A 25,663-nucleotide genomic window follows, 5' to 3' on the forward strand; every position below is an offset into this window, starting at 1 on the left:
CCCTCGCGCAATCTCGTTGCGCGAGGGGCTTTTTCGCTGTGTCAGGCGATTACGCCTGGCCGACCTCGAAGCGGGCGAAGCGGGTGATGGTGACACCGGCCTCGTCGAGGAGCTGCTTCACGGTCTTCTTGTTGTCGGTGACCGACGGCTGCTCCAGCAGGACGACGTCCTTGTAGAAGCCGTTGACGCGACCCTCGGTGATCTTGGGCAGCGCGGCCTCGGGCTTGCCCTCTTCGCGGGCGGTCGCCTCGGCGATGGAGCGCTCCTTCTCGACCAGGTCGGCCGGAACCTCTTCGCGGGTGACGTACTTGGCCTTGAGCGCGGCGACCTGCATGGCGGCGGCACGCGCGACCTCGGCGGCGGCGTCGCCCTCACCCTTGTACTCGACCAGCACGCCGACGGCGGGCGGCAGGTCGGTGGCACGCTTGTGCAGGTAGACGGCGGTGGTGCCGTCGTAGGCGGCGACACGGCGCAGCTCGAGCTTCTCGCCGATCTTGGCGGCCAGCTCCTGCACGGCCTGGTCGGCGGTCTTGCCACCCAGGTCGACGGCCTTGAGGGCATCCAGATCGGCCGGACGCGCCTTGGCGGCGGCGGCGACGATGCTGGCGGCCAGCTCCTGGAACTCCGCGTTCTTGGCGACGAAGTCGGTCTCGGAGTTGATCTCGATGAGCACGCCGTCCTGCGCGGCGACCAGGCCCTCGGCGGTGGAGCGCTCGGCGCGCTTGCCGACGTCCTTGGCGCCCTTGATGCGCAGGAACTCGACGGCCTTGTCGAAGTCGCCGCCGTTCTCTTCCAGGGCCTTCTTGCAGTCCATCATGCCGGAGCCGGTGAGCTCGCGGAGCCGCTTCACGTCGGCGGCGGTGTAGTTCGCCATCTCGGGCGAGCCTCCTGTTGTGAGTAAGTCTGTGGGGGTCACACCCTGCCGACCGCTATCGAACGACAGCGGTCGGCGGGGTGAACAAACGCCTCGCGGCTGGAAATCAGAAGTCGGCCGGGGTCTTGGTGGCCGGATCTTCCTTCAGCTCGGCCTCGGCGGCGGTCTCGACGGCCGGTTCGGCAGCCGGGGTCGCCTGCGACAGCAGTTCCTGCTCCCACTCGGCCAGGGGCTCTCCGGCACCGGCCTCGGGCTTGGCATCGCCGGTGGCACGCGCGGCACGGGCCTGCACGCCCTCGGCCACGGCGGAGGCCACGACCTTGGTCAGCAGCGCGGCCGAGCGGATGGCGTCGTCGTTACCCGGGATCGGGTAGTCGACCAGGTCGGGATCGCAGTTGGTGTCCAGGATCGCGATGACCGGGATGTTCAGCTTGCGAGCCTCGCCGACGGCGATGTGCTCCTTGTTGGTGTCGACGACCCAGATGGCCGACGGAACCTTGGCCATGTCCCGGATGCCGCCGAGGGTGCGCTCCAGCTTGTTCTTCTCACGCGTCAGCATGAGGATTTCCTTCTTGGTGCGACCCTCGAAGCCACCGGTCTGCTCCATGGCCTCGAGCTCCTTCAGGCGCTGCAGGCGCTTGTGGACGGTCGAGAAGTTGGTGAGCATGCCGCCCAGCCAGCGCTGGTTCACGTAGGGCATGCCGACGCGGGTGGCCTCGGAAGCGATCGACTCCTGCGCCTGCTTCTTGGTGCCGACGAAGAGGACGGTGCCACCGTGGGCGACGGTCTCCTTGACGAACTCGTAGGCCTTGTCGATGTAGGTCAGCGTCTGCTGCAGATCGATGATGTAGATGCCGTTGCGGTCGGTGAAGATGAACCGCTTCATCTTCGGGTTCCACCGACGGGTCTGGTGACCGAAGTGCGCGCCGCTGTCGAGCAGCTGCTTCATAGTTACGACAGCCATAGCTCCCGTATCTCCTCTTGTTGCTGGTTGTCACAGAGATCGGCGATCTCTGCCCTGGCGCCCACGGCCGCCGGAACCCAGTGGCGATCAGCCGAACAATCGATGCTCGGCGGAACACGCGTGGGACCAGCCAGCGACCCTTGATGCGGGCGCGCGAAGTCGGTCTGCTGTGCAAACCGCTCGATCAGTCTACGGGGCTGACGGGTCAGACCGAAATCGGGCCCGATCTCGTGAAGTGCGGGCTATTCACAGGGGCGCGTGTCATCCACACTCGCCGAAGCCGGGATTCCCCCGCCGACCGGCGCGGACGACGCTGGATGGCATGTACTGGATCGCACCGATCGTCCTGGGATGGGTATTGCTGGCCACCGGCCGGAGTGCGGCCGCGCCCGGCGGGGAATTCGACTGGCCGCTGCGGCCGCGGCCCGCGGTGGTGCGGGCGTTCGACAATCCGGAGCGCGATTGGCTGCCGGGGCACCGTGGGGTGGATCTGGCGGGTGCGGCGGGGCAGGCCGTACTGGCCGCCGGGGACGGGGTGGTGGTGTTCGCCGGGGTGGTGGCGGGCAAGCCGGTGGTGTCGGTGGATCACGCGAGTGGGCTGCGGACGACCTATGAGCCGGTGCGGGCGAGTGTGCCGGTCGGGCGGCGGGTGGCGCGCGGGAGTGTCATCGGGACATTGGAGAGCGGGCACGCGGGGTGCGCGGTTGCCGCCTGCCTGCACTGGGGCGTGCGGCGGGGGCAGGAGTACCTCGATCCGCTGGCGTTGATACGGCGCGCGCCGCTGAGGTTGAAACCGCTCGGGCGGTTCTCATCCCGCGGAGGATCTGTAGACCGGTTCCCCGTCGGAGTCGGCGTCGAAGCCGGTGACCGTGAGGCGGATGTGGTGGATGACGCCGTCGAGTTCGGCGGTCACATCGTCGACGCGCGCGGCGAATTCGCGGGAGGGGGCCAAGGCGCGCAGCGCGCTGAGCAGCATGGCTATGCCGAGCAGGCGGCGCATGACGGCGCGGTGCAGGCCGCGGGCGATGCGGTCGCGTTCGGTGATCAGGCGCAGGGCGGTGAGGCGGGCCTCGGCGAGGCGCAGATTCACCAGATTGTCCGCGCGGGCACGCAATTCGCCGAGTTGGAAGGGTTTGGGCAGATAGTCGTTGGCTCCGGCGCGCAGCAGGGTGAGGCGGGAATTCTCGTCGGCGCGGGCACTCACGACGAGAACCGGGGTGTTGGCGAGTTCCGGATCGGCGCGAATCTCGCGCAGCAGCTCGAGGCCGCTCAGACCGGGCATCATGATGTCGCAGACCACGAGATCCGGGCGATGCGCCCGGGCCAGCTCCAATCCGGTGCGGCCGTCCAGAGCGCAGACCACCCGGTAGCGGCACGACAGCGATTCGCGGACGAGGTTGTTGAGATCGACATTGTCCTCGACCACCACCACGATGGGTTTCGCGTCGCCGGTCTCGGAATACGTAGCCGCGCTGGACGATTCCGGAGCAGACGCGCGGAACTGGGCGAGAATGCCGCTGACGCCGAAGGTTTCGGGATCTGCCGGTTCTCGCCCCGGTCCCGCGTCGACCGTCGCGGGCTCGAGGAGAGCGCCCGCGGGCGCGGTGCGCGGCAGCTCGACGATCGCCAGCACGCCGCCCTCCGGAGCATCGGCGAGGGTGACCTCGCCGCCGTGCAGTCGGGTGAGATCGCGAACGATGCTGAGGCCCAAGCCGGTTCCGCCCACGGTGCGGGTCGGGCCGCCTGTGAGCTGGCGGTAACGCTCGAAGACCGAGGCGCGGTCCTCGACGGCGATACCCGGCCCGCTGTCGCCGATTTCGATCACCACGCGGTCGCCGGGAGCGGTGCGCACGGTGCAGCGCACCATTCCCCCGGTAGGCGTGAATTTGAAGGCGTTGGAGAGCAGATTCAACAGAATGCGCCGCAGATGATCGGGATCGAGTTCGGCCGAAATCGACTGCGCGGCATCGGTGGTGAACGCGATATCGCGGTCGACGGCCAAGGTTTCGAAGAATCCCGCGCATATTCTCGCCTGTTCGGCGACATCGATACGAGCGTAGGCGGGGCGTTCGACGCCGATTTCCAATTTCGCGGCGCTGAGCAGACTCTCCACCTGGGTCAGCAATATCTGGCCGCTGCGCAGGACGAGTTCGAGGTCGGCGCGATTTCGATCCCCGGGGTCGGTCCTTTCCAGCATTCTCCGCGCGGGCGCCAGAATGAGCATGAGCGGGGTGCGCAGTTCATGGCTGGCATCGGCGAGGAATTGACCTCGCGACACACCGGATGTCCTGTGCCGCATGGACTCCGAGACATCCTCCACGGAGTGCACGATGCAGCGCAGCTCGCCCTCGTCGTCGAGTACGGGCGAGTTGACGGGGCTCCAGAAGCGCTCCTCGACAAGGCCGTCGGGGCGGCGCATGTCGTAGCGCTGCACCGGCATGGCGTCGGCTACGTGCTCGCGCAGCACGCGATCCAGGGAGGCGCGCAGATTGCGTGCGCCCTCGGTCCGACGGGCCTCGGGGTTCGCCGCGAATATCTCGAAGAGTTGGTGTCCGACAATGTCTTCCCGGCGCGTCATGGTGGCGCGCGTGTAGGCGTCGGTGACGGCGACAATACGCAGTTCGGGATCGAGTACGAGATAGGAGCCGGGCGCGGCTTCGAACAGCGCACGGAAATCGATCGCCCCATTCACGGGTACCGCTCCTCCGACCTCGCGAATCGTCAGGCAGGCAATATCAGCCTACGCCGACGCGATCGGCGCTGCGATGTCCACGGCCGAATCGATGTTCACGCGCCGAATCGCGCGTACGCGAGCCCGAATCCCGCTGCCACACAGGTGACTCCGATAACCGATATCGTCACCACCGCGATGGGCAGGCGGCCGTCACCCCACCGATCGCGGGGCTCGGTATGCAGAATCCGACCGCGGCGCACGGCGATCACCACGACGGCGGAGAGCACGACCACCGCGGCCAATGGGGCCAGATCCGCTGGCCGCCAACCACTGTCCGCGGCGGCGTGCAGGAAGAGCACCGCATTCGCCATGGCCGCCATGGCGGTGCGCCGCCAGGACAGCGCGGTCCGCTCCGCCGCGAGCCCCTGCTCCGACGGTTGGACCTTTCTCATGAGATCAGCACCCCGACCCCGGCGAGCACCGAGATGATCGCGATGCCGACGGCGAGAATCGGCACCATGACGGTGTGCGGCAACGGATCTCCCCGCCGCATGGCCGCCGACACATGCCGCCAGCGCCCGTACGCCCCTACGGCGACAATGGTCGCCAGCACAATGCAACTCATCCCCACGGCGGTCCGCAGCCCATGATGCCGAAACGGCCGCACCAATTCGTGCACGGCCACACCACCGGCCAACAGCCCGAGGGACGTGCGCATCCACGCCAGGAACGTGCGCTCATTGGCCAGGGTGAAGCGATAGTCGACCTCGACTTCTTCCTCTTCCACATCCGCGACTCGACCCATGCCGACCAGTCTCCACGCCAGACTCCCAGCGACGGCGAGGCCCACCCGGCGAGTCCCCAGGCCGTGCGAGCAGATCGCGTGCGGTGATGTTCACACGGGGCGGCCGTGGCTCTGCGGGGACGGCGGGGCGAGGATGGGGATATGGCTAGCGAGTCTGTGGTTGCACCGTTCAATTACGCCGAGGTCGGGGCGACCGCCGGGGAGTTTCCGCGCGGGTATCACCATTTCCGGGTGCGGCGGCGGATTGGTGCGGGGCGCGGATTGTTCGAGCGGGCGGGGGTGGATATTCGCGCATATCGAATGCAGCACGGGACGGGGATATTTCAGGAGGCGAGTACGGCTGTCGCGGAACCGGGGACGCGGTTGACGGTGCGACTCGGGGTCGGGCCCGTGGGGATTACCGCGCCATGCCAGGTCGTCTACGTGGTGGACGAACCGAACCGGCGGGGCTTCGCGTACGGAACCTTGCCCGGGCATCCCGAGATCGGGGAAGAGTTGTTCGCGGTCGAATACGATCCGGCCGACGAGTCGGTGTACGGCGTGGTCGCGGCGTTCTCCCGACCGGGAACCTGGTACACGCGGCTCGGCGGGCCGGTCGTGCGGCTGATTCAGCGCTATGTCGCGGGCAAGTACATCGACGCGATCCGGCCCGCTCAGGCCTGACCGGTTTCGAAGCGGCTGATCGTGTCGCCGTCGACGGTGAAGCGCCACGCGGTGCGCATGGCGCCCCACCGGTCATTGCTGTACTCGGCGACGAAGGCGCGGCCGCCCTCGGTCACCGACTCGACCTTCATGCGGCCCGAGGTCGCGAAGATCTCGCTGTCGACCCATTGCCGCAGATCGCGGTCGGTACCGTCATCGGACATCGTCGCGTCCGGGGTCAGCACGGCGTCGAAGGCCGCCCGGTCACCGTTGTTGACGGCGTCGACGAAGCGCTGAACCACGGGATCGAGCTGTTCGGTCATCAGAACCCCTTCGGATCGGTACTCCGGTCAGGTGATGCTCATGCTCGTTCGCCAACGTACCGCAGCGGCGCGATGGCTCGGCGGGTGCCTGCGCTCGGCCAAGCGCGCCGGGACAAGCGCACGTCGAGCGCGAGCGCGCTGGTGCGGCGGGACTAACCCACCGACAGATGTACCGCCAACGCATCCGCCTCGGCGCGCAGGTCCGCCGCGCGATCCGCATGGCCGGACTGCTCGTATTGCCCTGCCGCCGTGTGCCTTTCCTCGATCTCGGTACGCACAATGCGCTCGATATCGGCCTCGGTGAGCTGGCGGCGCGCCACCTCGGCGGCGCCCAGGCCGACGGCGCTGTTCTCGATCGCACCGGCCCGCGCATCCACGGCGTCGACCGATTCGGCATTGTCGATGGCGGCCAGCGCGGAACGCAGAGCCCCCGCGGCGCGGCGGTCGCGGGCCTTCATGGCAATGGGCAGGGCCGCGCGCAGGCGGTCGCGCAGCGGCGCGGTCTCACTCGGTGAATCGGTCGGCATGAGGATGACCGTATGGCCCGCACACGGTCCGGCGCGAACTCATTTACCGGGATGTCGCGGCGGCCTGCTCGCGTTCGGCCAATTCCGACTTCCATTGGCGGAACCCCTCTTCGGTACGGCCGCGCCGCCAATAGCCGGAGATGGAGGAGGCCCATTCGGCGGTGACGCCGCGTTCCTTGCGGATGTAGGGGCGCAGTTCGTGCATGACGGCGTGGGCTTCGCCGTGGATGAAGACCTGAACCTGCCCGTCGCGCCAGGGTTCGGCTTTGACCGCGGCGGCGAGTTGCTCACCGGGGGCGGCGTCGCCTCGGTACACCCAGGTGAGCTCGATTCCCGCCGGACGTTCGAAATCCAATTCGTCGGCGGGACCGGCGATTTCGAGGAAGACGCGGCCCTGTGCGTGCGGCGGCATACCGGCGCAGGCCGCCGCGATGGCGGGCAGAGCGGATTCGTCTCCGGCGAGCAGATGCCAGTCGGCGTCGAGGCGGGGTGCGTACGCGCCGCCGGGGCCCATGAGTTCGATGGAATCGCCCGGCTGGGCGGATGCGGCCCACGGTCCGGCGACGCCTTCGGCGCCGTGGTAGACGAAGTCGATGGCGATCCGCTGCGCGGCGGAGTCCACCTCGCGCACGGTGTAGGTGCGCACCGTTTCGCCGTCCGCACCCGGGAAGACCAGCTTGACGTAGGCGTCGGTGTAGTCGTTGGGCTGGAAGGCCGCGAAGCCGGGGCCGCCGAGATACACGCGAATCAGGTGGTCGGTGAGCCGGACCGTCTCCAGGACCTCGAATGTCGTACGAGGACGAGCCATAGGACATACCTCCGTATTAGGATTACCTAACTAACGTAGCGCGGAATCCCGATAGCTCGCCGATACAATTGCGATACGACGGTGAGGTATCGATCACATCCGATTCTCGGTGCGGTCAGGCGCGGGGGTGGGCTTGGTCGTGGACCTTCTTGAGGCGTTCGATGGAGACGTGGGTGTAGAGCTGGGTGGTGGCCAGGCTGGCGTGGCCGAGGAGTTCTTGGACGACGCGCAGGTCCGCGCCGCCTTCGAGGAGGTGGGTGGCCGCGGTGTGACGCAGGCCGTGCGGGCCCATATCGGGTGCGCCGGGAATGGCCGAGACCACCTCGTGGACAACGGTTCTGGCCTGACGGGGGTCGAGGCGGCGGCCGCGGCGGCCGAGTAGCAGGGCACGTCCCGAATCCGGGGTCGCCAACGCGGGACGGCCGCGGCGCAGCCACAGTTCCAGCGCGGCATCGGCCGGTGCGCCGAACGGCACCGCCCGCTCCTTGTTGCCCTTGCCGAGCACCCGGACCAAATGCCGCTCCCGATCCACATCGTCGATATCCAACCCGCACAGCTCTCCCACGCGAATCCCCGTCGCGTACAACAACTCCACGATCAGCCGATCCCGCAGCGCCAGCGGATCCTCCTGCGCCGCACCCGATTCCGCCGCGTCCATCGCCGCGCGCGCCTGCTCCTTCCCCAACACCGACGGCAACACCCGATGCGCCTTCGCCGACCCCAGCCGCGGCCCCGGATCCACCGTCAGCCTGCCCGTATGCGTCAGCCACGCCGTGAACGTCCGCGCCGACGACGCCCGCCGAGCCATGGTCGTCCGCGCCGCCCCACCCGCCGCCTGCGCACTCAACCACGACCGCAACAAACTCAAATCCACCTCCCCCACACCAGAATCCGCGCCCCGCCCCACCAAATGCTCCAACAGCGACCGCGCATCCCCCACATAAGCCCGAGCAGTATGTTCCGACCGATTCCTCCCCAACCGCAAATACCGCCCGTACTCGACCAGCAAAGCCTCCAAATCCTCAGGCAACCCACTCATCCCCCCACGTTCACCGCCCCACCCCCAGAACGCAAGCCAACTCGCCGCCCCCGCGAGGGACCACGAGGGGGAACTGGCGGCGGCAAACCCCGAGAGCCCAGCACCACCAGTTCCCCCTCGTCGCCATGCACCTGACTTTGCTGGCGGTAGCGCGCCCCGAGGCCGACCGCGACCGACCGTTCGAGTCCGGAACCCCAGTCCTTCGTCGCGGGCTGGTCGCCGTTCTCCAATACGCGGGAACACCACGTCGTCGATGTGAGGATGTTTTGCGCCGCCTGTGGTCGCTGCGACCACAGGTTAGGACGGCAGCCTCATCGACCGGACGGTTGCTGCCGGGCGGGCTTCTCATGGTGCAGCCGAGCCAGTTCGGCGGCCGGGCGGGCGTATTCGCGGCGCGGCCATGGTGTTCGGGATTCAACGGGTCGAAGTGGGGCTGCGCGGTTGTGTGGCGAGGCGGTACCAGCCGTTCGCGTCGCAGCCGACGAGGCCGCTGAGTTCGAGGGAGCTGAGGGCGGCTCGGACGGCTGGGAGGGGGAGGTTCGCTTGGTCGGCGAGGAGGCGGGGTAGGCGGGAACCTGTTTGGGGGAGGGCGGAATAGACCTTGGCTTCTTCGGGGGAGAGATTGTCTTCGGGGGCTGGGGGGACGGCGCCGGGGAGGGAGAGGCGGAGGGGTCCGGCCTCGTCTATGACGTCGTCGGCGCAGGTGACGAGGAGGGCTTCGGATTCGCGGATCATGCGGTGGCAGCCGACCGAGGCGGCGGAGGTGACGGGGCCGGGGACGGCCAGGGCGGGGCGGCCGATGCGGCGGGCCCATTTCACGGTGTTGCGGGCTCCGCTGCGCATTCCGGCTTCGGCCACGACCACGCCGTCGGCGAGGGCGGCTATGAGGCGGTTTCGGGCCAGGAAGTAGTGTTTGCGGGCCGTCACGCCGGGTGGGTATTCGCTGATCACGGCACCGGTGTCGGCGATTTCGGCGAGCAGGCGGTCGTGCTGGACCGGGTAGGGGCGGTCGACGCCGCAGGCCAGGACGGCGATGGTGGCCCCACCCACGGCCAAGGCCGCGCGGTGGGCCATGCCGTCTATGCCGAAGGCCGCGCCGGACACGATGGTCCAGCCGCGAGATGCCAACTCCCCCGCGATCTCTCCCGTGACCTGATTTCCGTAGCCGGTGCTGCACCGCGCACCGACCACCGCCATCGCTTGCTCCGTGCACTCCGCCAAGGACCGGGGACCCCGCACCCACAACACCAACGGCACCGCCGCACCTTCGTCCACGCTCGGGTCGAGCTGACTCAAACCGAGCATCCGCCAGGCGGGCCACTCCTCGTCATCGGGTGTCACAACCCGCCCGCCGATCCGCTCCATGACCGCCAAATCCCGCTCGGCGCAGTCCATTCCACGCCGCGCTTCGGTAGGCCCGCGCAACGTCTCGGGCAGCGCGCATTCCCGCACAGCCCTGGCCGCTTCCACCACCCCGACAGACTCGATCAACGCCGACAGCGCCGCGCAGGGGCCCTCCACCACCCGCGAGAGATACACCCACGCCAACCGCCGCGCCTCTTGATCGCCCCGGCCATCCTTACCGTCCCCCGAATCGCACCGATCCGCGCCCCAACCCACGGCGTCATCCGCCGAACACAGGCTCGCGCCACCCACGTTCTCCAGCGCTGACCCGCGGCCTCGCTCCGCCGAATCAGGATCGGAGACCATGTCGCCGATCCCCGACGCGAATTCACTCATGACCCACCCCCGGACAGAAGTTCAACGCCCACAACACAACTGGCGCGGCACGATCACCGCCACAACGGGTTTCCACAGCGACCTCACTCACGACCCACCCCGCTGACGGAAGTTCAGCGCCTGCAACACGTCTTGGGCGGTGGGGATGGGGCTGCCGCGTAGGTCGCTGATGGTCCAGGCGACTCGGATGGCGCGGTCCGCGCCGCGGGCGGACATGCGGCCGTGTTTGAGAGCGTTCTCCACGGGCGCGAGGGCTTCGCGCGGGAGGCGGAAGCGTTGGCGCAGGATGTGGCCGGGGACTTCGGCATTGAGGGTCCAGCCGAAGTCCTTCCAGCGGTCGGCGGCGGCCGCGCGGGCCGCGGCCACCCGGGCTCGGACCGTCTCGCTGCTTTCGGCGTCCTCGCCGCTGAAGGCACCGGCGGCTTGCGAGTGCATCTGGACCCACAGGTCGATGCGGTCCATGAGCGGTCCGGAGAGCTTGCCCAGATAGCGGCGGCGAGCCAAAGGAGCGCAGATGCAATCGATATCGCGGGCGGGTGCGCAGGGGCACGGATTGGCGGCGAGGATCAGTTGGAAGCGCGCCGGGTAGCGGGCGATGCCGTCGCGACGGGCTATGCGGACCTCGCCTTCCTCCAGAGGTGTGCGCAGGGCCTCCAGAACGGCCTTCGACACCTCGGCGCATTCATCGAGCAGCAGCACACCCCGGTGCGCCCGGCTGACCGCGCCGGGCCGCGCCGAGCCCGATCCGCCGCCGACCATGGCACTCACCGACGAGGAGTGATGCGGCGCGACGAAGGGCGGAATGGTGATCAGCGGGTGTTTGTCGGAGAGCGTGCCCGCCACCGAGTGAATGGCGGTCACCTCGAGGGATTCGCGCTCGCTCAACGGCGGCAAAAGCCCCGGAAGCCGTTGCGCCAGCATCGTTTTGCCGATCCCCGGCGGCCCGGTGAGCAGTAGATGATGCCCACCGGCCGCCGCCACCTCGAGCGCCCACCGCGCATCGTCCTGCCCCACCACCTCGCTGAGGTCCCCGCCCGTCCACTCCGGCGCGGTCTCCACCCGATCGGGAACGAACAGCTCACCATCCCCGCGCAACCAGTCCAGCAGCGCCCGCAAGGTCGCCGCGCCCAACACCTCGATACCGTCCACCAACGCCGCCTCGGGCAGCGCCGCCATGGGCACCACCACGGTGGACCGACCCGCCGTCCGAGCCGCCAATACCGCGGGCAGAATCCCCCGCACCCGGCGTATCCGCCCATCCAGCGCCAGTTCCCCGAGCAGCACCGCCTTCGCCAGCTTGTGTGCCGGAACCGCACCCGCCGCGTCCAGCACCGCGCTCGCCAACGCCAGGTCGTACACGCTCCCGACCTTCGGCAGCGTGGCCGGTGACAGCGCCAGCACCACCCGCCCGTCCGGCCACCGCTCCCCCGAGTTCGTCACCGCCGCCCGCACCCGATCGCGCGACTCCTGCAAGGTTGTGTCCGGCCGCCCCACCAGATGCAGCGACGGCAGCCCCTGGCCGATATCCGCCTCGATCTCGACCAGCTGCCCGTCCACCCCCGCGACCGCCACCGAATACGCCCGCCCCAACGGCATTCAGAACACCCCCGGCAGATGTGTGATCTCCGGCTGCCCGTCCCGCGGCACCAGCACCGAGACGACGTCGAAACGGATCGACACCCACGGCCCGTCCTGTTCGGCGAGCCAGAGTAGCGCCAGGCGGCGAATACGCCGCTGTTTGGCGAAGGTGACCGCCTCGGCGGGCACGCCGAAGCCGACGCCGGTGCGCGTCTTGACCTCCACGAACGCCGTCACCGTCGGATCGCGGGCGATCAGATCCAGTTCGCCGTACCGACAGCGCCAATTGCGCTCGACGATCTCCATACCCGCCGCGCGCAGGTAGTCGGCCGCCAGCTGCTCACCGTGGGCTCCGAGTGCCAGGTTGTGTGCCATACGGACCAGAATGGGCGGGTCCGGTTTCGGACCCGCCCACGCTGACCTGGGAAAACAAAAACTCTGGGGATACCGCCCGGTCTGGGGATAACCGGGGCTCCCGACCGACTACTCCGGGAGTCGCAGGTCGGGCTTCTCCAGTTCTTCGATATTGACGTCCTTGAACGTGATGACTCGAACGTGCTTCACGAAACGGGCGGGCCGGTACATGTCCCACACCCACGCATCGGACATCCGCACCTCGAAATACACCTCGCCGTCCGCGTTCTGCGGTCGCAGCTCGACGGAGTTGGCGAGATAGAAGCGACGCTCGGTCTCCACCACGTACGAGAACTGACCGACGATGTCCTTGTACTCGCGGTACAGGGAGAGTTCCATCTCGGTTTCGTACTTCTCGAGATCCTCGGCGCTCATCGGGTGGAAAATCCTCCTTCTCGCCACACTGGCCACACTGGCGTGTTACTACATCATCCCGCATACGCGGTGTCGGTAGCCACTCGGCCGGTCTCTCGTACGTTTCGCCACGATCGACGGTGCTCACTGGTCGGTCCGAGCCGCTCCAGCGCCTCGTTGTGCTCGGGTGTGTTGTAGCCCTTGTGGGCGGCGAAACCGTAGCCCGGGAACTGCTTGTCCAGCTCGACCATCATCCGATCGCGCGTCACCTTGGCGAGCACGCTGGCCGCGGCGATACAGGCCGCCGAGGCGTCGCCGCCGATGACCGGCAGCGAGGGCACCGGCAGACCGGGCACCCGGAACCCGTCGCTGAGCACATAGCCCGGTGCGGGATCGAGTCCGGCGACCGCGCGGCGCATGCCCTCGATATTGGCCACGTGAATGCCGATGGCGTCGATCTCCCACGCGGGCACCACCACCACCCGGTACGCCAGGGCCACGCGCTGGATGACCGGGAACAGTTCCTCACGCACCGCCTCGGTGAGTTTCTTGGAGTCGTCGAGCCCGGCCAGCGCGGGTAGCGGTTTCGGCGGTAGCAGGCAGGCGGCGATGACCAGCGGTCCGGCGGAGGGGCCGCGCCCGGCCTCGTCCACCCCGGCCACCGGCCCGAGCCCGCTGCGAATGAGCGCCGATTCGAGGGTGCGTAGCCCGGCGGACTTACGCATGACCACGCGCGGCGGCCAATCACCGCCCTCCCACTGGACTTTCACCCGCTGCGGCTTGCGCCCGCCGTTACCCGCCCGGGCCGCGCCGTTCTTCGGGCGGCCCGCACCATTGCCTGTCCCCACCGTTCGATTATCTCCCCGTGCTCAGTTGGTCTGGGGGTCCTCGGACCGAATGGGACCCCACCGGTTCGGCGGCCAGATCTTGAACACGGCCTTGCCGCGCACATCGTCGACCGGCACGGTGCCCTGCAACTCGTCGCGCATGTGGTACCGCGAGTCGGCGGATTCGGCGCGATTGTCGCCCATCACCCACAGGTTGCCGTCCGGCACCTTGACCGGCCCGAACGCGCGCCCACCGGCATTGAACGGAATATCGGGCCGCGCCGGATCGAACGGATTGTTGAACTTCACATAGGGCTCGTCGAGCGGTTTGCCGTCCACCAGAATCCGCCCCTGCTCATCGCAGCACTGCACGGTCTGCCCGCCGGTGGCGATGACCCGCTTCACCAGGTCGTTCTCATCCGGCGGCACCAGCCCGAAGATGGACAGGAAGTTCTGCACCCCGCGCACCGCGGTGTTCTGCGAGCGAATCGAGCGGTAGCTCTTGTTCCAGTCGTCGGTCGGCCCGACGAACACCACCACATCCCCCGGCTTCGGATCGCCGAAGTAGTAGCTGAGCTTCTGCACGTAGATCCGGTCGCCGGTCCCATTGCGCCCGTGCAGGGTCGGCTCCATGGACTGCGACGGAATCACGTACGGGCGACCGATGAAGGTCACCACGAGCGCGGCGATGACGGCCGCGATACCGATGAGCATCGGCAGTTCCTGCCAGAACGGCCGCTGCTTCTTCTGCTTCTTCCCCTTCGCCGACGCCGCCCCTCCGGGCTGTTCGTCATCCTTGGAAAGGTTCACCGACTCGCTCTCGTCTGCCACGCGGAACAGAGTAGCGTCTGCGTACTTCCCACGTGGGCTGCCACTTCAGTAGCGGCCACCAGGGATATACGTATTTCACGGCTACTCACATCATTCGACGATGGTGCGGGTTCGACCGTGTCCCACACCGACGCTCGTGATGCAGGAACAGCCCGGTTCGATTTCACCTCCGTCCGCGGTCTCGAGGCGGACAGACGTCGGCGGACCCGTCGGTGTCGAGGTCTACGCGGTGTCGGTCCGATCTTCTCGCGGCAGTGATGAACCGGCAGGTGGTCGGCGACGCGGACCGCAGGCAGCCGTCCACGCCGTCGGCTGATTTTGTCCTTGCCGAGTAGCGCGCGTTTGGCCAGGTTGACCCCGGCGATGTGGTCACGATTCCCGCCGATTCGGCACTGTCGGCACCACGCGGTGTGGTAACCGCCTGGGCGGCACAGTGGTTCGTCACAGCCCGGACACCTCGCCGACGATCCTCGTGCGGGCACGGAAACCACCGTGATACCCGCTCTGGCGGAGGTATGCGTGAGCGCGGAAACCGCTTGGCGGCGAGCGGACTGTGCGGCCCGATTGTTGTTGGACCGCCCGCGCGCACGGGGCTCGAGGGTGGTGAGGTCTTCGACCGCGATCAGCCGAGCACCCGCCACGTCGGCGTAGTCAGTGACCTGACGGGCGAAGTGAAATGCCAGCTCCCGATTGATCTTCCGCCGTTTCGCGCCGACTGCGGCGCGATGACCATCGAGCACGGCGATCTTTGCCTCGAGAGCCGAACGAACCTCCGTTGAAGCGGTCGCGGCGAGTCTGGTCAACCGTGCGGCTTTCCGATGCAGCGATTGTCCTTCGGTTTGCAGGCGCGCCAATTTGGTCCCGAGCCCTCGGTCGTCGTAAGTCCACCCCCGGTAGTCCGAGAACAACCCGCCCGCACCCTCGGAGACCAGGGCGACCGCCCCGAGTGCCGCCGGAGACCAATCGACCCCGACCGCGACCGTACGGGCCGCCAGGTCACCACCGGGAACCAATTCGGTTGCGGCACATCGCCACAGCAGACCTCGACGGTCGAGGACCAGACTCGGTAGGTGCCAGTCAGTGATCTCCCTGTCCCGAAGGTGTTCGGGGATGGCCGCCGTCAGGCGGATCCGCAGCCAATGCGCCGGTTCCGTAGGGGCGGCGCAGGTCGGCAGCTTCACCGTCAACACCAGCTCACGTTCAGCTACAGCGAGTTTCGCGAGCTGCTGATCGGCGGCCGAGAGCCTGGCGATCGCCGCCATCCGGGGCGGTCCCTGCACGTCGGTGATCCGCAGTCGCTCCCCCGTCGCCCCGCCACCGTGGCGAGAGAGGACCGCGAGCTGACGTCGAACGCCACGCGCGAAACCTGACGGCACATAGTCCTCCGCGCTGGCGGGCGCGGTCGAAGGATCGAATCGGGCGCACAGTGAGGCGATTGCGACGTCGCGGTAGGCCATGGTCCGCAAGGTCGCCATCACTTGCGTGGTCACCATTCGAGTCACCCGCGAGGGCACGTAGGTTCCGTCGGGATAGGTTGGGATCCAGCCCAGACGGGCCGCGGCGACATGGCCTTGGGCCGGTAGTTTGCGATCGTGGCGATCACGGTTGGCGGCGAGCACATCGAACGTCGCCGATTCCCAAAGGCGGGCCAGCAGGTCCCGTCCAGCGGCGGCAACCACGTCCAGCAGCCATCCGACGCGTATATCGACCTCGTCGAGCCCGATCGGCTCACCGGTCGCGTCATCGACTGCCGCATGTGCTCGGGTCGTGAACGAGAAGAGTCGTTCCCGGCGAGCGCCGATCGGACAACCTGCCCGAGGCGAAAACCGAGTTACCCACGTCGAACCCATGTTCGAATGGTATCCGAACGGATCTCACCGAAGTTCGAGAATGCGCTTCCGAACTGCAAGTTTTCAGACAGCCGGGATTGTCCGGATCCGATTGGCCAACCTACGAGTAGCCCGGCACCGCGACGAAATCGCACGGTGCCGGGCTACTCGGCAGTTCGGTCGAGAGCTGTTGTCGCCCTCGGGAAAAGCTACTTCAGCGCTTTTCCTTGATCTTGGCGGCCTTGCCGCGGAGATCGCGCAGGTAGTACAGCTTGGCGCGACGCACGTCACCGCGGGTCACGACCTCGATCTTGTCGAGGTTGGGGCTGTGCACCGGGAAGGTGCGCTCCACGCCGACACCGAACGACACCTTGCGCACGGTGAAGGTCTCGCGGATGCCGCCGTTCTGACGTCGGATGACGACGCCCTTGAAGACCTGGATGCGCTCCTTGTTACCTTCGATGACCTTCACGTGCACGTTCACGGTGTCACCCGGGCGGAAGTCGGGGATATCGCTGCGCAGCGAGTTGGCATCGACGAAGTCGAGGGTGTTCATGTCCGTCCTTTTGGAAGTTCGCGCGAACAGAGGACCCTGGCGGCGCTGGATGCGCGCGACCGGTTCATGCTCCGGATAATTGGGCGGTGCCGGTGGGCGCGACAGAGTGCGCCCAAGGCAACCTGAGCATTGTGCCAGATGGCGCGGGGTCGCCGGAAATCGGGTTGCGTCCGTCACCCGTGCGGGCCAGGTCCGCGGCGTGCGACCGGGTCGATCCTGGCACAGCGGTCAGTCAGCGGATTTGCGGCTACCGATCAGATGGTGGGTCGGCAAAGGCGCGGGCGGGGCCGGGACCACGGTGCGGGCCAGCTCTTCCTCGGTCGCCTGCCGGACGTGCACCACATCGGGTTTTCCGGCGATCAGATCCTGGACGAAGATCTTGGCCTGGATGACCGGGCGGCGGTAGCGGCGTTCGCGAATGATGGCGCGGCGCATGGTTTTCGCGCGCGAACCGTAGCGCCAGCGCGCCCAGGGCGAGCCGGGGCGGGCCAGCCGCAGCGTGCCCACGACCAGCAGCGGCGGGAAGAACATGCCGAACAGGCCGGTCCAAATCTTGCCCTTGGCGATGACGATGGCCGCCAGCGCGAGATTGGCGATGGAGAACAGGCTCACCAAAACCCGTGCGGCCGTGGTGGGTTCGTGGCGGACATTGTTGATGTCCAGCAGCCACAGTGGATGGAAGCCAAGCAGTAGCAGCCCGGTGACCGCCACCGCCACGAACACGGCATCCACCGAGGTGCGGCCCTGCTCTTCCCAGTACACGTCGCGCAGGTAGTAGATGAGCGCGAATTCGTCCAGCACCAGCGCCGCGCCGAGGCCGAAGACCGTGGCCAGCGCGCTGATGGTGGCGACGCCGTTGTCGTAGAGGGTGATCAACCCGGCCCCCGACGCCAGCACCATGATCACGCCGAAGACCATGTGGTGGATGTGGGTGTCACCGGCCCGCACATTGCCGGGCCACCACCGCACCTTGGCCCGGATCAACCGCACGCTGATGCGAATCAGCACGAAGCCGAGGATGAAGCCGAACAGCAGGCACAGCAATGGCAGTCGCCCGCTCGGAATCACGACCTCGTCGAGCCACCGCCGTAGACCTGCCATCAGTCCGCTGATTCTCCGATCGATACTCACCACGCGCCGAGCGGGCGGGGCGCGCTGCCGTCACGATCCGATCGGGCGAGCACCGAACCGCCCTGCCCATTGTGCAGCGACATCGAGTCACCGGCCAGCAACGAATCGCGACGGGGGCGCGTCGGCCATGGAACCGCTCGGCGCGGACTGGCGGCGATCCTGCCCGCCCCGGTTGCCCTGCCCATTGCGCTGGCCCTGACCGCCAGTGCGGCCGTTGCCCTGTCCCCCGGTGCGCTGCTGCGGGCGACCACCGCCGCCGGGACCACGCTGCCCCTGCCCGCGCGGCCGTCCACCGTCGGCCTGCTTGGCCGCGCCCGGTTCGTCGTCGAGGCGCAGCGACAGCCCGATGCGCTGGCGCGGGACATCCACCTCCATGACCTTGACCTTCACCACGTCACCGGATTTCACGACCTCGCGCGGATCCTTGACGAAGGTGTGCGACATGGCCGACACGTGCACGAGGCCGTCCTGGTGCACGCCCACATCGACGAACGCGCCGAAGGCCGCCACATTGGTGACCACGCCCTCGAGCACCATGCCGGGCACCAGATCGGCGACCTTCTCGATCCCCGCGGCGAATTCGGCGGTCTTGAACTCCGGGCGCGGGTCGCGGCCGGGCTTCTCGAGTTCGGCGATGATGTCGGTGACGGTGGGGACACCGAACTTCTCATCGGTGAACTCGGCGGGCTTCAGCGAGCGCAGCACCGTGGTGTTGCCGATGAGCTCGGCCATACCGCGCCCGGTGGAGTCGAGAATGCGCCGAACCACCGGATAGGCCTCCGGGTGCACGGCGGAGGTGTCCAGGGGATCCTCGCCGCCGCGAATGCGCAGGAAGCCCGCGCACTGCTCGAATGCCTTGGGGCCCAGGCGCGGTACGCTCTTGAGCGCCGCGCGACTGGTGAACGGGCCGTTCTGATCGCGGTGCGCCACAATGCTTTCCGCCAGCGAGGTGGCGATGCCGGAGACTCGCGAGAGCAGCGGCACCGAGGCGGTGTTCACATCCACGCCGACCGCGTTCACGGCGTCCTCGACCACCGCGCCCAGCGAGCGGGCGAGCAGGGTCTCGGAGATGTCGTGCTGATACTGGCCGACGCCGATGGACTTGGGCTCGATCTTCACCAGCTCGGCCAGCGGGTCCTGGAGGCGGCGGGCGATGGAGACCGCGCCGCGCAGCGACACATCCAGATCGGGCAGCTCCTGCGAGGCGTAGGCCGAGGCGGAGTACACCGACGCGCCCGCCTCGGAGACCACGATCTTGGTGGGCTTGTTCTCCGGAATACGCGAAATCAGTTCGGCGGCAAGGGCATCGGTCTCGCGCGAGGCGGTGCCGTTGCCGATGGCGATGAGTTCGACGTTGAACCGGGCGACCAGTGCGCCCAGCACGGCGAGGGACTTCTCGGTCTGCCCCTGCGGCTTGTGCGGGTAGATGACCTCGGTGGCGACCACCTTGCCGGTGGCGTCCACGACGGCCACCTTGACGCCGGTGCGGTAGCCGGGATCCAGGCCCATGGTGGTGCGGGTGCCCGCCGGAGCGGCCAGCAGCAGATCGCGCAGGTTGGCGGCGAACACGTCGACGGCATCGCGTTCGGCGGACTGCCGCAACCGCATACGGGTGTCGATGCCCAGACTCACCTGGAGCTTGGTGCGCCAGGCCCAGCGCACGGTGTCGAGCAGCCAGCTGTCGGCGGCGCGACCCTGGTCGGCAATGCCGAACTTCACCGCGATGCGGCCCTCGTAGACGGTGCGCTCCCCCGGCTCCGGCTCTTCGGTATCGGGTTCGAGGTGCAGGGTGAGCACCTCTTCCTTCTCACCGCGCAGCAGCGCCAGAATCCGGTGTGACGGCAGCTTCTCGAACGGCTCGCTGAATTCGAAGTAGTCGGAGAACTTCGCGCCCGCCTCTTCCTTGCCCGGGCGCACCGTGGAGGTGATCTGGCCGCGGGTCCACATGAGTTCGCGCAATTCGCCGACCAGGTCGGCGTCCTCGGCGAAGCGCTCCACGAGAATGGCGCGCGCACCGTCGAGCTGTTCGGCGGTGTACTGGGCGGGATCGGTGGTGGGGTCGGTCAGCAGCGCGTCGGCGACGGGCTCGTGCCCGGCCTCGCGGGCGATCTGCGCCTTGGTGCGACGCTTGGGCTTGTAAGGCAGGTAGATGTCTTCCAGGCGCGCCTTGGTGTCGGCGAGCATGATCTGCGCGTGCAGCGCGGCATCCAATTTGCCCTGGCCGCGAATGGATTCGATGATCGACGCCCGGCGCTCGTCCATTTCGCGCAGATAGTGCAGGCGCTCGTCGAGCTGCCGCAGTTGCGCGTCGTCCAGGCCACCGGTGACCTCTTTGCGGTAGCGGGCGACGAACGGCACGGTGGATCCGCCGTCGAGCAGCTCGACTGCGGCGCGCACCTGTTCATCCCGCACCCCTAGCTCATCGGCGATGCGGCGGCTCACGCTCGCCAGTCGCACGGTGCTCTCGGTTCCGGTGCTGTCTGCGTTGACGGTTTCGGAGGCTGTCGTCACGCCCGCAGACACTACCGTCGTCCGCCGACAGCGCGACACAGTGCCGCACCGGAAGTCGCGATCGTCGCCTTTCCGCCCCCGGGCGCGCCGGGGGCGGACAGCGCGTCGACCTCGGCTAGAGCAGGTGCCGCGGGCAGTAGGCGAGAATGTCTATCTCGGTGGCGGTCAAGCCATTCAGGCCGGTGTTGGTGTCGGGATTGCGGCGGTCCCAGGCGATGAGGGCGGCCTTGCGCGACGCGCCGTGGCGGTCGATCTCGGCGCAGGTCTTGTGGCCCAGCGAGACGGAGACCCGCTTGTAGAACTCGGACTGCTGCTGATCGCCCATCAAGGTGAAGCGCAGTTCGTCCTGCGGTGTGAAGGCTTGTGCCACAGCGGGACCGAACCCGACGATGGCGACACTCCCGGCTAATACGACAACGCTCTTGAAAAAGACACTGCTACGGAACACTTCCACGCCTGCCTTTCCTCGTCCGAAACGAATGCGAGCAGGCGAAACGATAGCGCTCAGTCGGGCGGGAGGAGATCAGGACGGCGCGCCCGGGTGCGTTCCAGGGACTGTTCGCGCCGCCACGCCTCGATTTTGGCGTGATTGCCGGAGAGCAGGATCTCCGGTACGTCGAGGCCGCGCCAGGACACCGGGCGGGTGTAGGACGGGCCTTCCAGGAGTCCGTCGGAGAACGAATCCTGTTCATGGGATTGCTGATTGCCCAGTACGCCCGGAATGAGGCGTACGACCGCTTCGGTCATGACCAGCACCGCGGCCTCGCCGCCGATCAGCACGTAGTCGCCGATACTGACCTCTTCGACGCGCACACGCCGGGCGGCGTCATCGAAGACGCGTTGGTCGATGCCCTCGTAGCGCCCGCACGCGAAGACGAGATGCTTTTCGGCAGACCATCTTTGGGCGGTTTCCTGGGTGAAGGGCACACCCGCCGGAGTCGGCACGACGAGCAGCGCGTCATCGGGGCACACCTCATCGAGGGCGTCACCCCACACCACGGGTTTCATCACCATGCCCGGACCGCCGCCGTAGGGCGAATCGTCGACGGCCTTGTGCACATCGTGAGTCCAGCGCCGCAGATCGTGCACGCCGACCTCCAGGATGCCCTTGTCGATCGCCTTGCCCAACAAGGCCGTTCGCATGGGCTCGAGGTACTCGGGGAAAATGGTGACGACGTCGATACGCATCGCGGTCACTCCGGATCCAGCAGTCCCTCGGGGGGATCGATGACGATCAAGCCCTCGTCAATGGACACCGTCGGCACCATCTGAGTCACGAAGGGCACCAGGATCTCTCGCCCCGCGGGCGCAAACGCCTCCCCCGCCTTGATCGAAAGCAGTTCTCCCGCAGCCGAATGCAGAACTTCCTTCACGGTGCCCACGACCGTCCCGTCCCCGAGCTGGACCGTGAGCCCCTCGAGTTCGTGGTCGTAGTACTCGTCCGGATCCTCCGACGGCGGCAGATCCGCCGAGTCGACGACAAAGAGCATGCCGCGCAACGCATCCGAGACACTGCGGTCGTCCACACCCTCCAGACGTACGAGAAGTCGGCCCGAGTGCTCCCGGGCCGACTCCACGACGTATGTCTGCGTGGTCTTCGCGCGCGGCAGCCGCCCCGTGAGGGTGCTGCCGGGCGCGAACCGCAGTTCCGGTTCGTCGGTGCGGACTTCTACGACGAGTTCGCCGCGCACTCCGTGCGACTTGGCGACCCGCCCGACGACCAGTTCCATCTACTGATCCGTGTCGACCACGTCGACGCGAATACCCTTACCGCCGATTCCGGCGACCAGGGTGCGCAGCGCGGTCGCGGTGCGACCGCCACGACCGATCACCTTGCCCAGGTCGTCCGGGTGTACGTGCACCTCGACGGTGCGGCCACGGCGGCTGGTGATCAGCTCGACCTGGACGTCGTCGGGATTGGCGACGATGCCGCGAACCAAGTGTTCGACGGCATCGGCAACAACGGCGCTCATGATTACTCGGCGGCTTCGGTGGCGGCCTCGGCCGGGGCCTCGGCGGCCTCGTCCTTCTTGGCGGCCTTCTTCTTCGGGGTGACGGCCTCGGCGACGGGCTCGTTGTCGGCGGCGGCCAGCGCGGCGTTGAACAGGTCCAGCTTGGACGGCTTGGCGGCCTTGGTCTTGAGGGTGCCCTCGGCGCCCGGCAGGCCCTTGAACTTCTGCCAGTCGCCGGTGATCTCCAGCAGACGCTTCACCGGCTCGGTCGGCTGCGCGCCGACACCCAGCCAGTACTGCACGCGCTCGGAGTCGATCTCGATGAGCGAGGGCTCTTCCTTCGGGTGGTACTTGCCCACGGACTCGATGGCGCGGCCGTCACGACGGGTACGGGCGTCGGCGATGACGACGCGGTACTGCGGGTTGCGGATCTTGCCCATACGGGTCAGCTTGATACGAACAGCCATGAGCTGATGCCTTTCACATGCGGCCGCCACAAGGCAGCCTGATTGGTCACGGTCGCAATTCAGCGGCCCATATGGCGTATGGGTCCGGTTTTGCGTTGAGTGTTGTGACCGCCGCGCGGTACGTAACCGGAGACGGGCTGACACTGTCCTCGACGAGGACGATCGACCATTCTGCCAGACGGGTCACGAGCCGCGGAAATCGGGCCGCCCGGGCCTGGACCGCTCGGCCCATCGAATCCTACGGCTCGATGGGCCGAGAGTTCGGATCAGTGGCCGGAGCTGCCGGAGGTCAGGAGTTTCACGATCAGTCCGGCCAGAACGGCCGTGAGCAGGCTTTCTACGGATCCCATGGTCATCGCCTCATTGGGTTGGAGCTACACAAACATGTGAAGCATGACTGATTCACTTCGCGCCTGCGGGGAAACGACGAGATTCAGCGGTGGCCGGTAACCGGGTCGCGGCGGTCGTAGACGCGGCCGCGCAGGACCACCCATGCCGGAGACGCGAGCGCCGCCGGATTGGCGCGCGGATCTTCTTGATAGACAACGAAATCGGCGGGCGCGCCGGGTTCGATACCGGGGCGGCCGAGCCAGGTGCGGGCGTTCCAGGAGGATGCGCCGAGGGCGTCGTGGGCCGAGAAGCCCGCGCCGATGAGGGCGGCGATCTCGTCGGCGATGCGGCCGTGCTTGATCGAGCCGCCCGCGTCGGTGCCGGTGTAGATGGGGATTCCGGCGTCGTGCGCCTTGGCGACCGTCTCCCGGGAGCGGCGGTGCAGATCGCGCATATGGGCGGCGTAGACGGGGAATTTGCCCGCGCTGTCGGCGATGCCGGGGAAGGTGTCGATATTGATCAGCGTCGGCACCAGGGCGGTGCCGTGCGCGACCATCATGTCGATGGTCTCGTCGGTGAGGCCGGTGCCGTGTTCGATGCAGTCGATTCCGGCGTCGAGCAGGCCGGGGAGAGCGTCTTCGCCGAAGACGTGGGCGGTGACGCGGGCCCCTTCGCGGTGCGCGGCGTCGATGGCCTCTTTCAGGATGGCGTCGCTCCACAGCGGGGCGAGATCGCCGACGGAGCGGTCGATCCAGTCACCGACGATCTTGACCCAGCCGTCGCCGCGTCGGGCCTGTTCGGCGATGATCTCCGGCAGGTCGCGCTCGTCGTCGAGTTCGATGCCGAGTTCGCGGATATAGCGCTTGGGGCGGGCGATGTGGCGGCCCGCGCGAATGATCTTCGGCAGGTCCGCGCGATCGTCGATGAAGTGGGTGTCGATGGGCGAGCCCGCATCGCGCAGCAGCAGCGCACCGGCATCGCGCTCGGTCTCGGCCTGGGCGACCGCGCCGTCGCGGTCCTCGTCGCCGCCGCCGTAGCGAATGCCCACATGACAGTGGGCGTCGACGAGTCCAGGCACGATCCAGCCTGTGGCACAGAGGGTTTCGGCACCGGGCACCGGCTCGTAAGAGATCGCGCCGTCGCGCACCCACAGATCGCGCACCTCGTCGTCCGGCAGAACCACTCCCCGCAGATGCATACCGGCCTCCTGATCTTCGGTGGACGTCCTACGCAGTATGACGCAGCGTGGACGCGGTCGCCGGGACGGGCGCTCACCCGAGCACGGTGATGTCGGAGCGCTCCCGGCACACCTCGCGCACCGCCGCCAAACCCGCTGCTATGAGCGGATGTTCGGCACTCCCGCGCCGAACACAGATGAGATGGCGTCGCATCGGCATCGGTTCACCGTGCAGCGGCACCCGCACCACCGGCCAATTCGGCGGCAGATAGACCAGCCGTGAGACGAGGCTGACGCCGAAGCCGTGCGCCACCATGGCCGCTACGCCGAGGAAATCGATTGCGCGACCGGTGATTCGGGGCGTGAACCCGGCCGCGGCGCACGCTGTCGACACCGCTTGATGGTGGCTGATGCGTTCCGGCCCGCTGATCCACGCCTCGGCGGCGGCCTCGGCCAGCGCGACACTGGCGCGCCGCGCCAGCGGGTGATCGGCCGGAACCAGCAGATCCTGCGGCTCGTCGAGCAGCGGGCGCAGGTCGAAGCGCGCGTCGCCGGGGCTGGGGCTGCCGGGTGCGGGCAGCACCACGCCGATATCGGTGTCACCGGCCAGCAGCAGGTCGAAGCAGTGTCGACTCTCGTCCTCGACCAGTTCCACGCTCAATCCCGGATGCGCGTCGCGCAGTCGCGCGGCGGCCGCGACCACCAGGGCGACGGTGGCCGTGGGCATGGCGCTGATCCGGAGCACACCGGCCATTCCGGCGCGGTGCGCGGCCAATTCCGCTCGCGCGCGCTCGGATTCGGCCACCATGGCGTCCGTATGCCGCAGCAGCGCGTGCGCGGCGGGCGTCAACCGCACCCGCCGCCCGATCTGCTCGAGCAGCGCCACATCGAGTTCCCGTGCCAGCTGCCGCAATTGCTGCGACACCGTCGAGGGCGTGAGGTGCAGCGCGGCGGCGGTGGCGGTGACCGTCCCCTGCTCGCGCAGCACCCGCAGCGTCAGCAATCGAGGGTCGATCATGTGGCTATTCAATACGATTCGATGCGGAATTATTCGATGGACCGGAACATATTTCGCGCCGAATACTTCGAAATATGACCGCCCGCACCGAATCCCAGCACCCGACCTGCCCGGACTGCGGGTGGCCGCTGCACCGACCGCCGGAAACCCTGTCGCGCCACCGCACATCGGAGGGCACCGTCGTCTACACCCGTTGCGTGTGTGGGCGGGTGCGCGCCTGGTTGGAGCCTGTCGGAGCGATCCGGCTGCTGGGTGGGGCGTGAACCGGGCCCCACACAGGATTCCGGCTCCC

28 protein-coding genes and 1 pseudogene are annotated in these 25,663 nt (G+C 67.9%); 3 read left to right on the forward strand and 26 right to left on the reverse strand.

Annotated elements, in window-relative coordinates:
• Positions 1-49 precede the first annotated feature (49 nt).
• Positions 50-874 carry a translation elongation factor Ts gene (tsf, locus tag ACIBH2_RS09535; protein ID WP_397115246.1) on the reverse strand — a complete coding sequence of 275 codons (825 nt, stop codon included), beginning with the start codon at positions 872-874 and terminating at the stop codon, positions 50-52.
• Positions 875-980: 106 nt separating this feature from the next.
• A complete protein-coding gene (gene rpsB, locus ACIBH2_RS09540; RefSeq protein ID WP_397115249.1) occupies positions 981-1,838 on the reverse strand; it encodes a 30S ribosomal protein S2 in 858 nt (285 codons plus the stop codon).
• Positions 1,839-2,160: 322 nt separating this feature from the next.
• On the opposite strand from rpsB, the pseudogene ACIBH2_RS09545 reads away from it, so the two are divergent.
• A pseudogene (locus ACIBH2_RS09545) lies at positions 2,161-2,637 on the forward strand (M23 family metallopeptidase); the annotation flags it as partial.
• A 9-nt stretch (positions 2,638-2,646) separates the two neighbouring features.
• Here ACIBH2_RS09545 and ACIBH2_RS09550 read toward each other — a convergent pair.
• The 3 genes from ACIBH2_RS09550 to ACIBH2_RS09560 all read right to left on the reverse strand — a co-directional run bounded on the left by ACIBH2_RS09550 (position 2,647) and on the right by ACIBH2_RS09560 (position 5,317).
• On the reverse strand, positions 2,647-4,530 hold the full coding sequence (locus tag ACIBH2_RS09550) for an ATP-binding protein (RefSeq protein WP_397115251.1): 1,884 nt from the start codon (positions 4,528-4,530) through the stop codon (positions 2,647-2,649).
• A 95-nt stretch (positions 4,531-4,625) separates the two neighbouring features.
• On the reverse strand, positions 4,626-4,964 hold the full coding sequence (locus ACIBH2_RS09555; RefSeq protein ID WP_397115253.1) for a DUF202 domain-containing protein: 339 nt from the start codon (positions 4,962-4,964) through the stop codon (positions 4,626-4,628).
• Positions 4,961-5,317, reverse strand: coding sequence for a YidH family protein (locus tag ACIBH2_RS09560; protein WP_397115255.1), 357 nt, complete (start codon positions 5,315-5,317; stop codon positions 4,961-4,963). Before ACIBH2_RS09560 ends, ACIBH2_RS09555 begins: the two co-directional genes overlap by 4 nt.
• A 141-nt stretch (positions 5,318-5,458) precedes the next feature.
• Here ACIBH2_RS09560 and ACIBH2_RS09565 point away from each other — a divergent pair, with 141 nt between their 5' ends.
• Entirely contained in the window at positions 5,459-5,980 is a 522-nt protein-coding gene (locus ACIBH2_RS09565) for a DUF1990 family protein (RefSeq protein ID WP_397115257.1), read from the forward strand.
• Here ACIBH2_RS09565 and ACIBH2_RS09570 read toward each other — a convergent pair.
• From ACIBH2_RS09570 to ACIBH2_RS09670, 21 genes are all read right to left on the reverse strand, one after another.
• Positions 5,971-6,282, reverse strand: a complete 312-nt coding sequence (locus tag ACIBH2_RS09570; protein WP_397115259.1) for a nuclear transport factor 2 family protein — start codon at positions 6,280-6,282, stop codon at positions 5,971-5,973. The two genes, ACIBH2_RS09565 and ACIBH2_RS09570, sit on opposite strands and share 10 nt — an antisense overlap.
• Positions 6,283-6,434: 152 nt before the next feature.
• The gene (locus ACIBH2_RS09575) at positions 6,435-6,809 is read right to left on the reverse strand and encodes a hypothetical protein (protein ID WP_397115261.1); all 375 of its coding nucleotides are present in this window, start codon (positions 6,807-6,809) and stop codon (positions 6,435-6,437) included.
• 43 nt (positions 6,810-6,852) lie between these two features.
• On the reverse strand, positions 6,853-7,617 hold the full coding sequence (locus ACIBH2_RS09580) for a siderophore-interacting protein (RefSeq protein WP_397115263.1): 765 nt from the start codon (positions 7,615-7,617) through the stop codon (positions 6,853-6,855).
• Positions 7,618-7,732: 115 nt separating this feature from the next.
• On the reverse strand, positions 7,733-8,656 hold the full coding sequence (locus ACIBH2_RS09585) for a tyrosine recombinase XerC (RefSeq protein WP_397115265.1): 924 nt from the start codon (positions 8,654-8,656) through the stop codon (positions 7,733-7,735).
• A gap of 414 nt (positions 8,657-9,070) precedes the next feature.
• Positions 9,071-10,204: a DNA-processing protein DprA gene (gene dprA / locus ACIBH2_RS09590; protein ID WP_397116934.1), complete on the reverse strand. Its 1,134-nt coding sequence runs from the start codon at positions 10,202-10,204 to the stop codon at positions 9,071-9,073.
• A 279-nt stretch (positions 10,205-10,483) separates the two neighbouring features.
• Entirely contained in the window at positions 10,484-11,992 is a 1,509-nt protein-coding gene (locus tag ACIBH2_RS09595) for a YifB family Mg chelatase-like AAA ATPase (protein ID WP_397115267.1), read from the reverse strand.
• A complete protein-coding gene (locus tag ACIBH2_RS09600) occupies positions 11,993-12,349 on the reverse strand; it encodes a YraN family protein (protein WP_397115269.1) in 357 nt (118 codons plus the stop codon).
• A 108-nt stretch (positions 12,350-12,457) separates the two neighbouring features.
• On the reverse strand, positions 12,458-12,763 hold the full coding sequence (locus tag ACIBH2_RS09605; protein WP_011210678.1) for a DUF2469 domain-containing protein: 306 nt from the start codon (positions 12,761-12,763) through the stop codon (positions 12,458-12,460).
• Between the two features lie 53 nt (positions 12,764-12,816).
• Complete coding sequence (locus ACIBH2_RS09610) at positions 12,817-13,512, reverse strand: ribonuclease HII (RefSeq protein ID WP_397116936.1); 696 nt, start codon at positions 13,510-13,512, stop codon at positions 12,817-12,819.
• Positions 13,513-13,611: 99 nt separating this feature from the next.
• The gene (gene lepB, locus ACIBH2_RS09615) at positions 13,612-14,400 is read right to left on the reverse strand and encodes a signal peptidase I (RefSeq protein ID WP_397115271.1); all 789 of its coding nucleotides are present in this window, start codon (positions 14,398-14,400) and stop codon (positions 13,612-13,614) included.
• Complete coding sequence (locus ACIBH2_RS09620) at positions 14,376-16,250, reverse strand: zinc ribbon domain-containing protein (protein ID WP_397115273.1); 1,875 nt, start codon at positions 16,248-16,250, stop codon at positions 14,376-14,378. The genes lepB and ACIBH2_RS09620 overlap by 25 nt, the downstream gene beginning before the upstream one ends.
• Positions 16,251-16,443: 193 nt before the next feature.
• On the reverse strand, positions 16,444-16,785 hold the full coding sequence (rplS, locus tag ACIBH2_RS09625) for a 50S ribosomal protein L19 (protein ID WP_379401135.1): 342 nt from the start codon (positions 16,783-16,785) through the stop codon (positions 16,444-16,446).
• 228 nt (positions 16,786-17,013) lie between these two features.
• The gene (locus ACIBH2_RS09630) at positions 17,014-17,886 is read right to left on the reverse strand and encodes a hypothetical protein (RefSeq protein ID WP_397115275.1); all 873 of its coding nucleotides are present in this window, start codon (positions 17,884-17,886) and stop codon (positions 17,014-17,016) included.
• Positions 17,887-18,003: 117 nt separating this feature from the next.
• The gene (locus tag ACIBH2_RS09635; protein ID WP_397116938.1) at positions 18,004-20,373 is read right to left on the reverse strand and encodes a Tex family protein; all 2,370 of its coding nucleotides are present in this window, start codon (positions 20,371-20,373) and stop codon (positions 18,004-18,006) included.
• A gap of 169 nt (positions 20,374-20,542) precedes the next feature.
• A complete protein-coding gene (locus tag ACIBH2_RS09640; protein ID WP_397115277.1) occupies positions 20,543-20,797 on the reverse strand; it encodes a hypothetical protein in 255 nt (84 codons plus the stop codon).
• A gap of 134 nt (positions 20,798-20,931) precedes the next feature.
• Entirely contained in the window at positions 20,932-21,615 is a 684-nt protein-coding gene (trmD, locus tag ACIBH2_RS09645) for a tRNA (guanosine(37)-N1)-methyltransferase TrmD (protein WP_397116940.1), read from the reverse strand.
• 5 nt (positions 21,616-21,620) lie between these two features.
• Positions 21,621-22,157, reverse strand: a complete 537-nt coding sequence (rimM, locus tag ACIBH2_RS09650; RefSeq protein WP_397115279.1) for a ribosome maturation factor RimM — start codon at positions 22,155-22,157, stop codon at positions 21,621-21,623.
• Entirely contained in the window at positions 22,158-22,400 is a 243-nt protein-coding gene (locus ACIBH2_RS09655) for an RNA-binding protein (protein ID WP_067524163.1), read from the reverse strand.
• A gap of 2 nt (positions 22,401-22,402) precedes the next feature.
• A complete protein-coding gene (rpsP, locus tag ACIBH2_RS09660; protein ID WP_397115282.1) occupies positions 22,403-22,846 on the reverse strand; it encodes a 30S ribosomal protein S16 in 444 nt (147 codons plus the stop codon).
• 433 nt (positions 22,847-23,279) lie between these two features.
• A complete protein-coding gene (locus ACIBH2_RS09665; protein WP_397115284.1) occupies positions 23,280-24,374 on the reverse strand; it encodes an amidohydrolase family protein in 1,095 nt (364 codons plus the stop codon).
• 73 nt (positions 24,375-24,447) lie between these two features.
• Complete coding sequence (locus ACIBH2_RS09670) at positions 24,448-25,371, reverse strand: LysR substrate-binding domain-containing protein (RefSeq protein ID WP_397115286.1); 924 nt, start codon at positions 25,369-25,371, stop codon at positions 24,448-24,450.
• Positions 25,372-25,445: 74 nt separating this feature from the next.
• On the opposite strand from ACIBH2_RS09670, the gene ACIBH2_RS09675 reads away from it, so the two are divergent.
• Positions 25,446-25,634 carry a hypothetical protein gene (locus ACIBH2_RS09675; RefSeq protein WP_397115288.1) on the forward strand — a complete coding sequence of 63 codons (189 nt, stop codon included), beginning with the start codon at positions 25,446-25,448 and terminating at the stop codon, positions 25,632-25,634.
• Positions 25,635-25,663 lie beyond the last annotated feature (29 nt).

The organism is Nocardia sp. NPDC050406 (assembly GCF_044459025.1).
In the GTDB taxonomy this organism is placed as follows: domain Bacteria; phylum Actinomycetota; class Actinomycetes; order Mycobacteriales; family Mycobacteriaceae; genus Nocardia.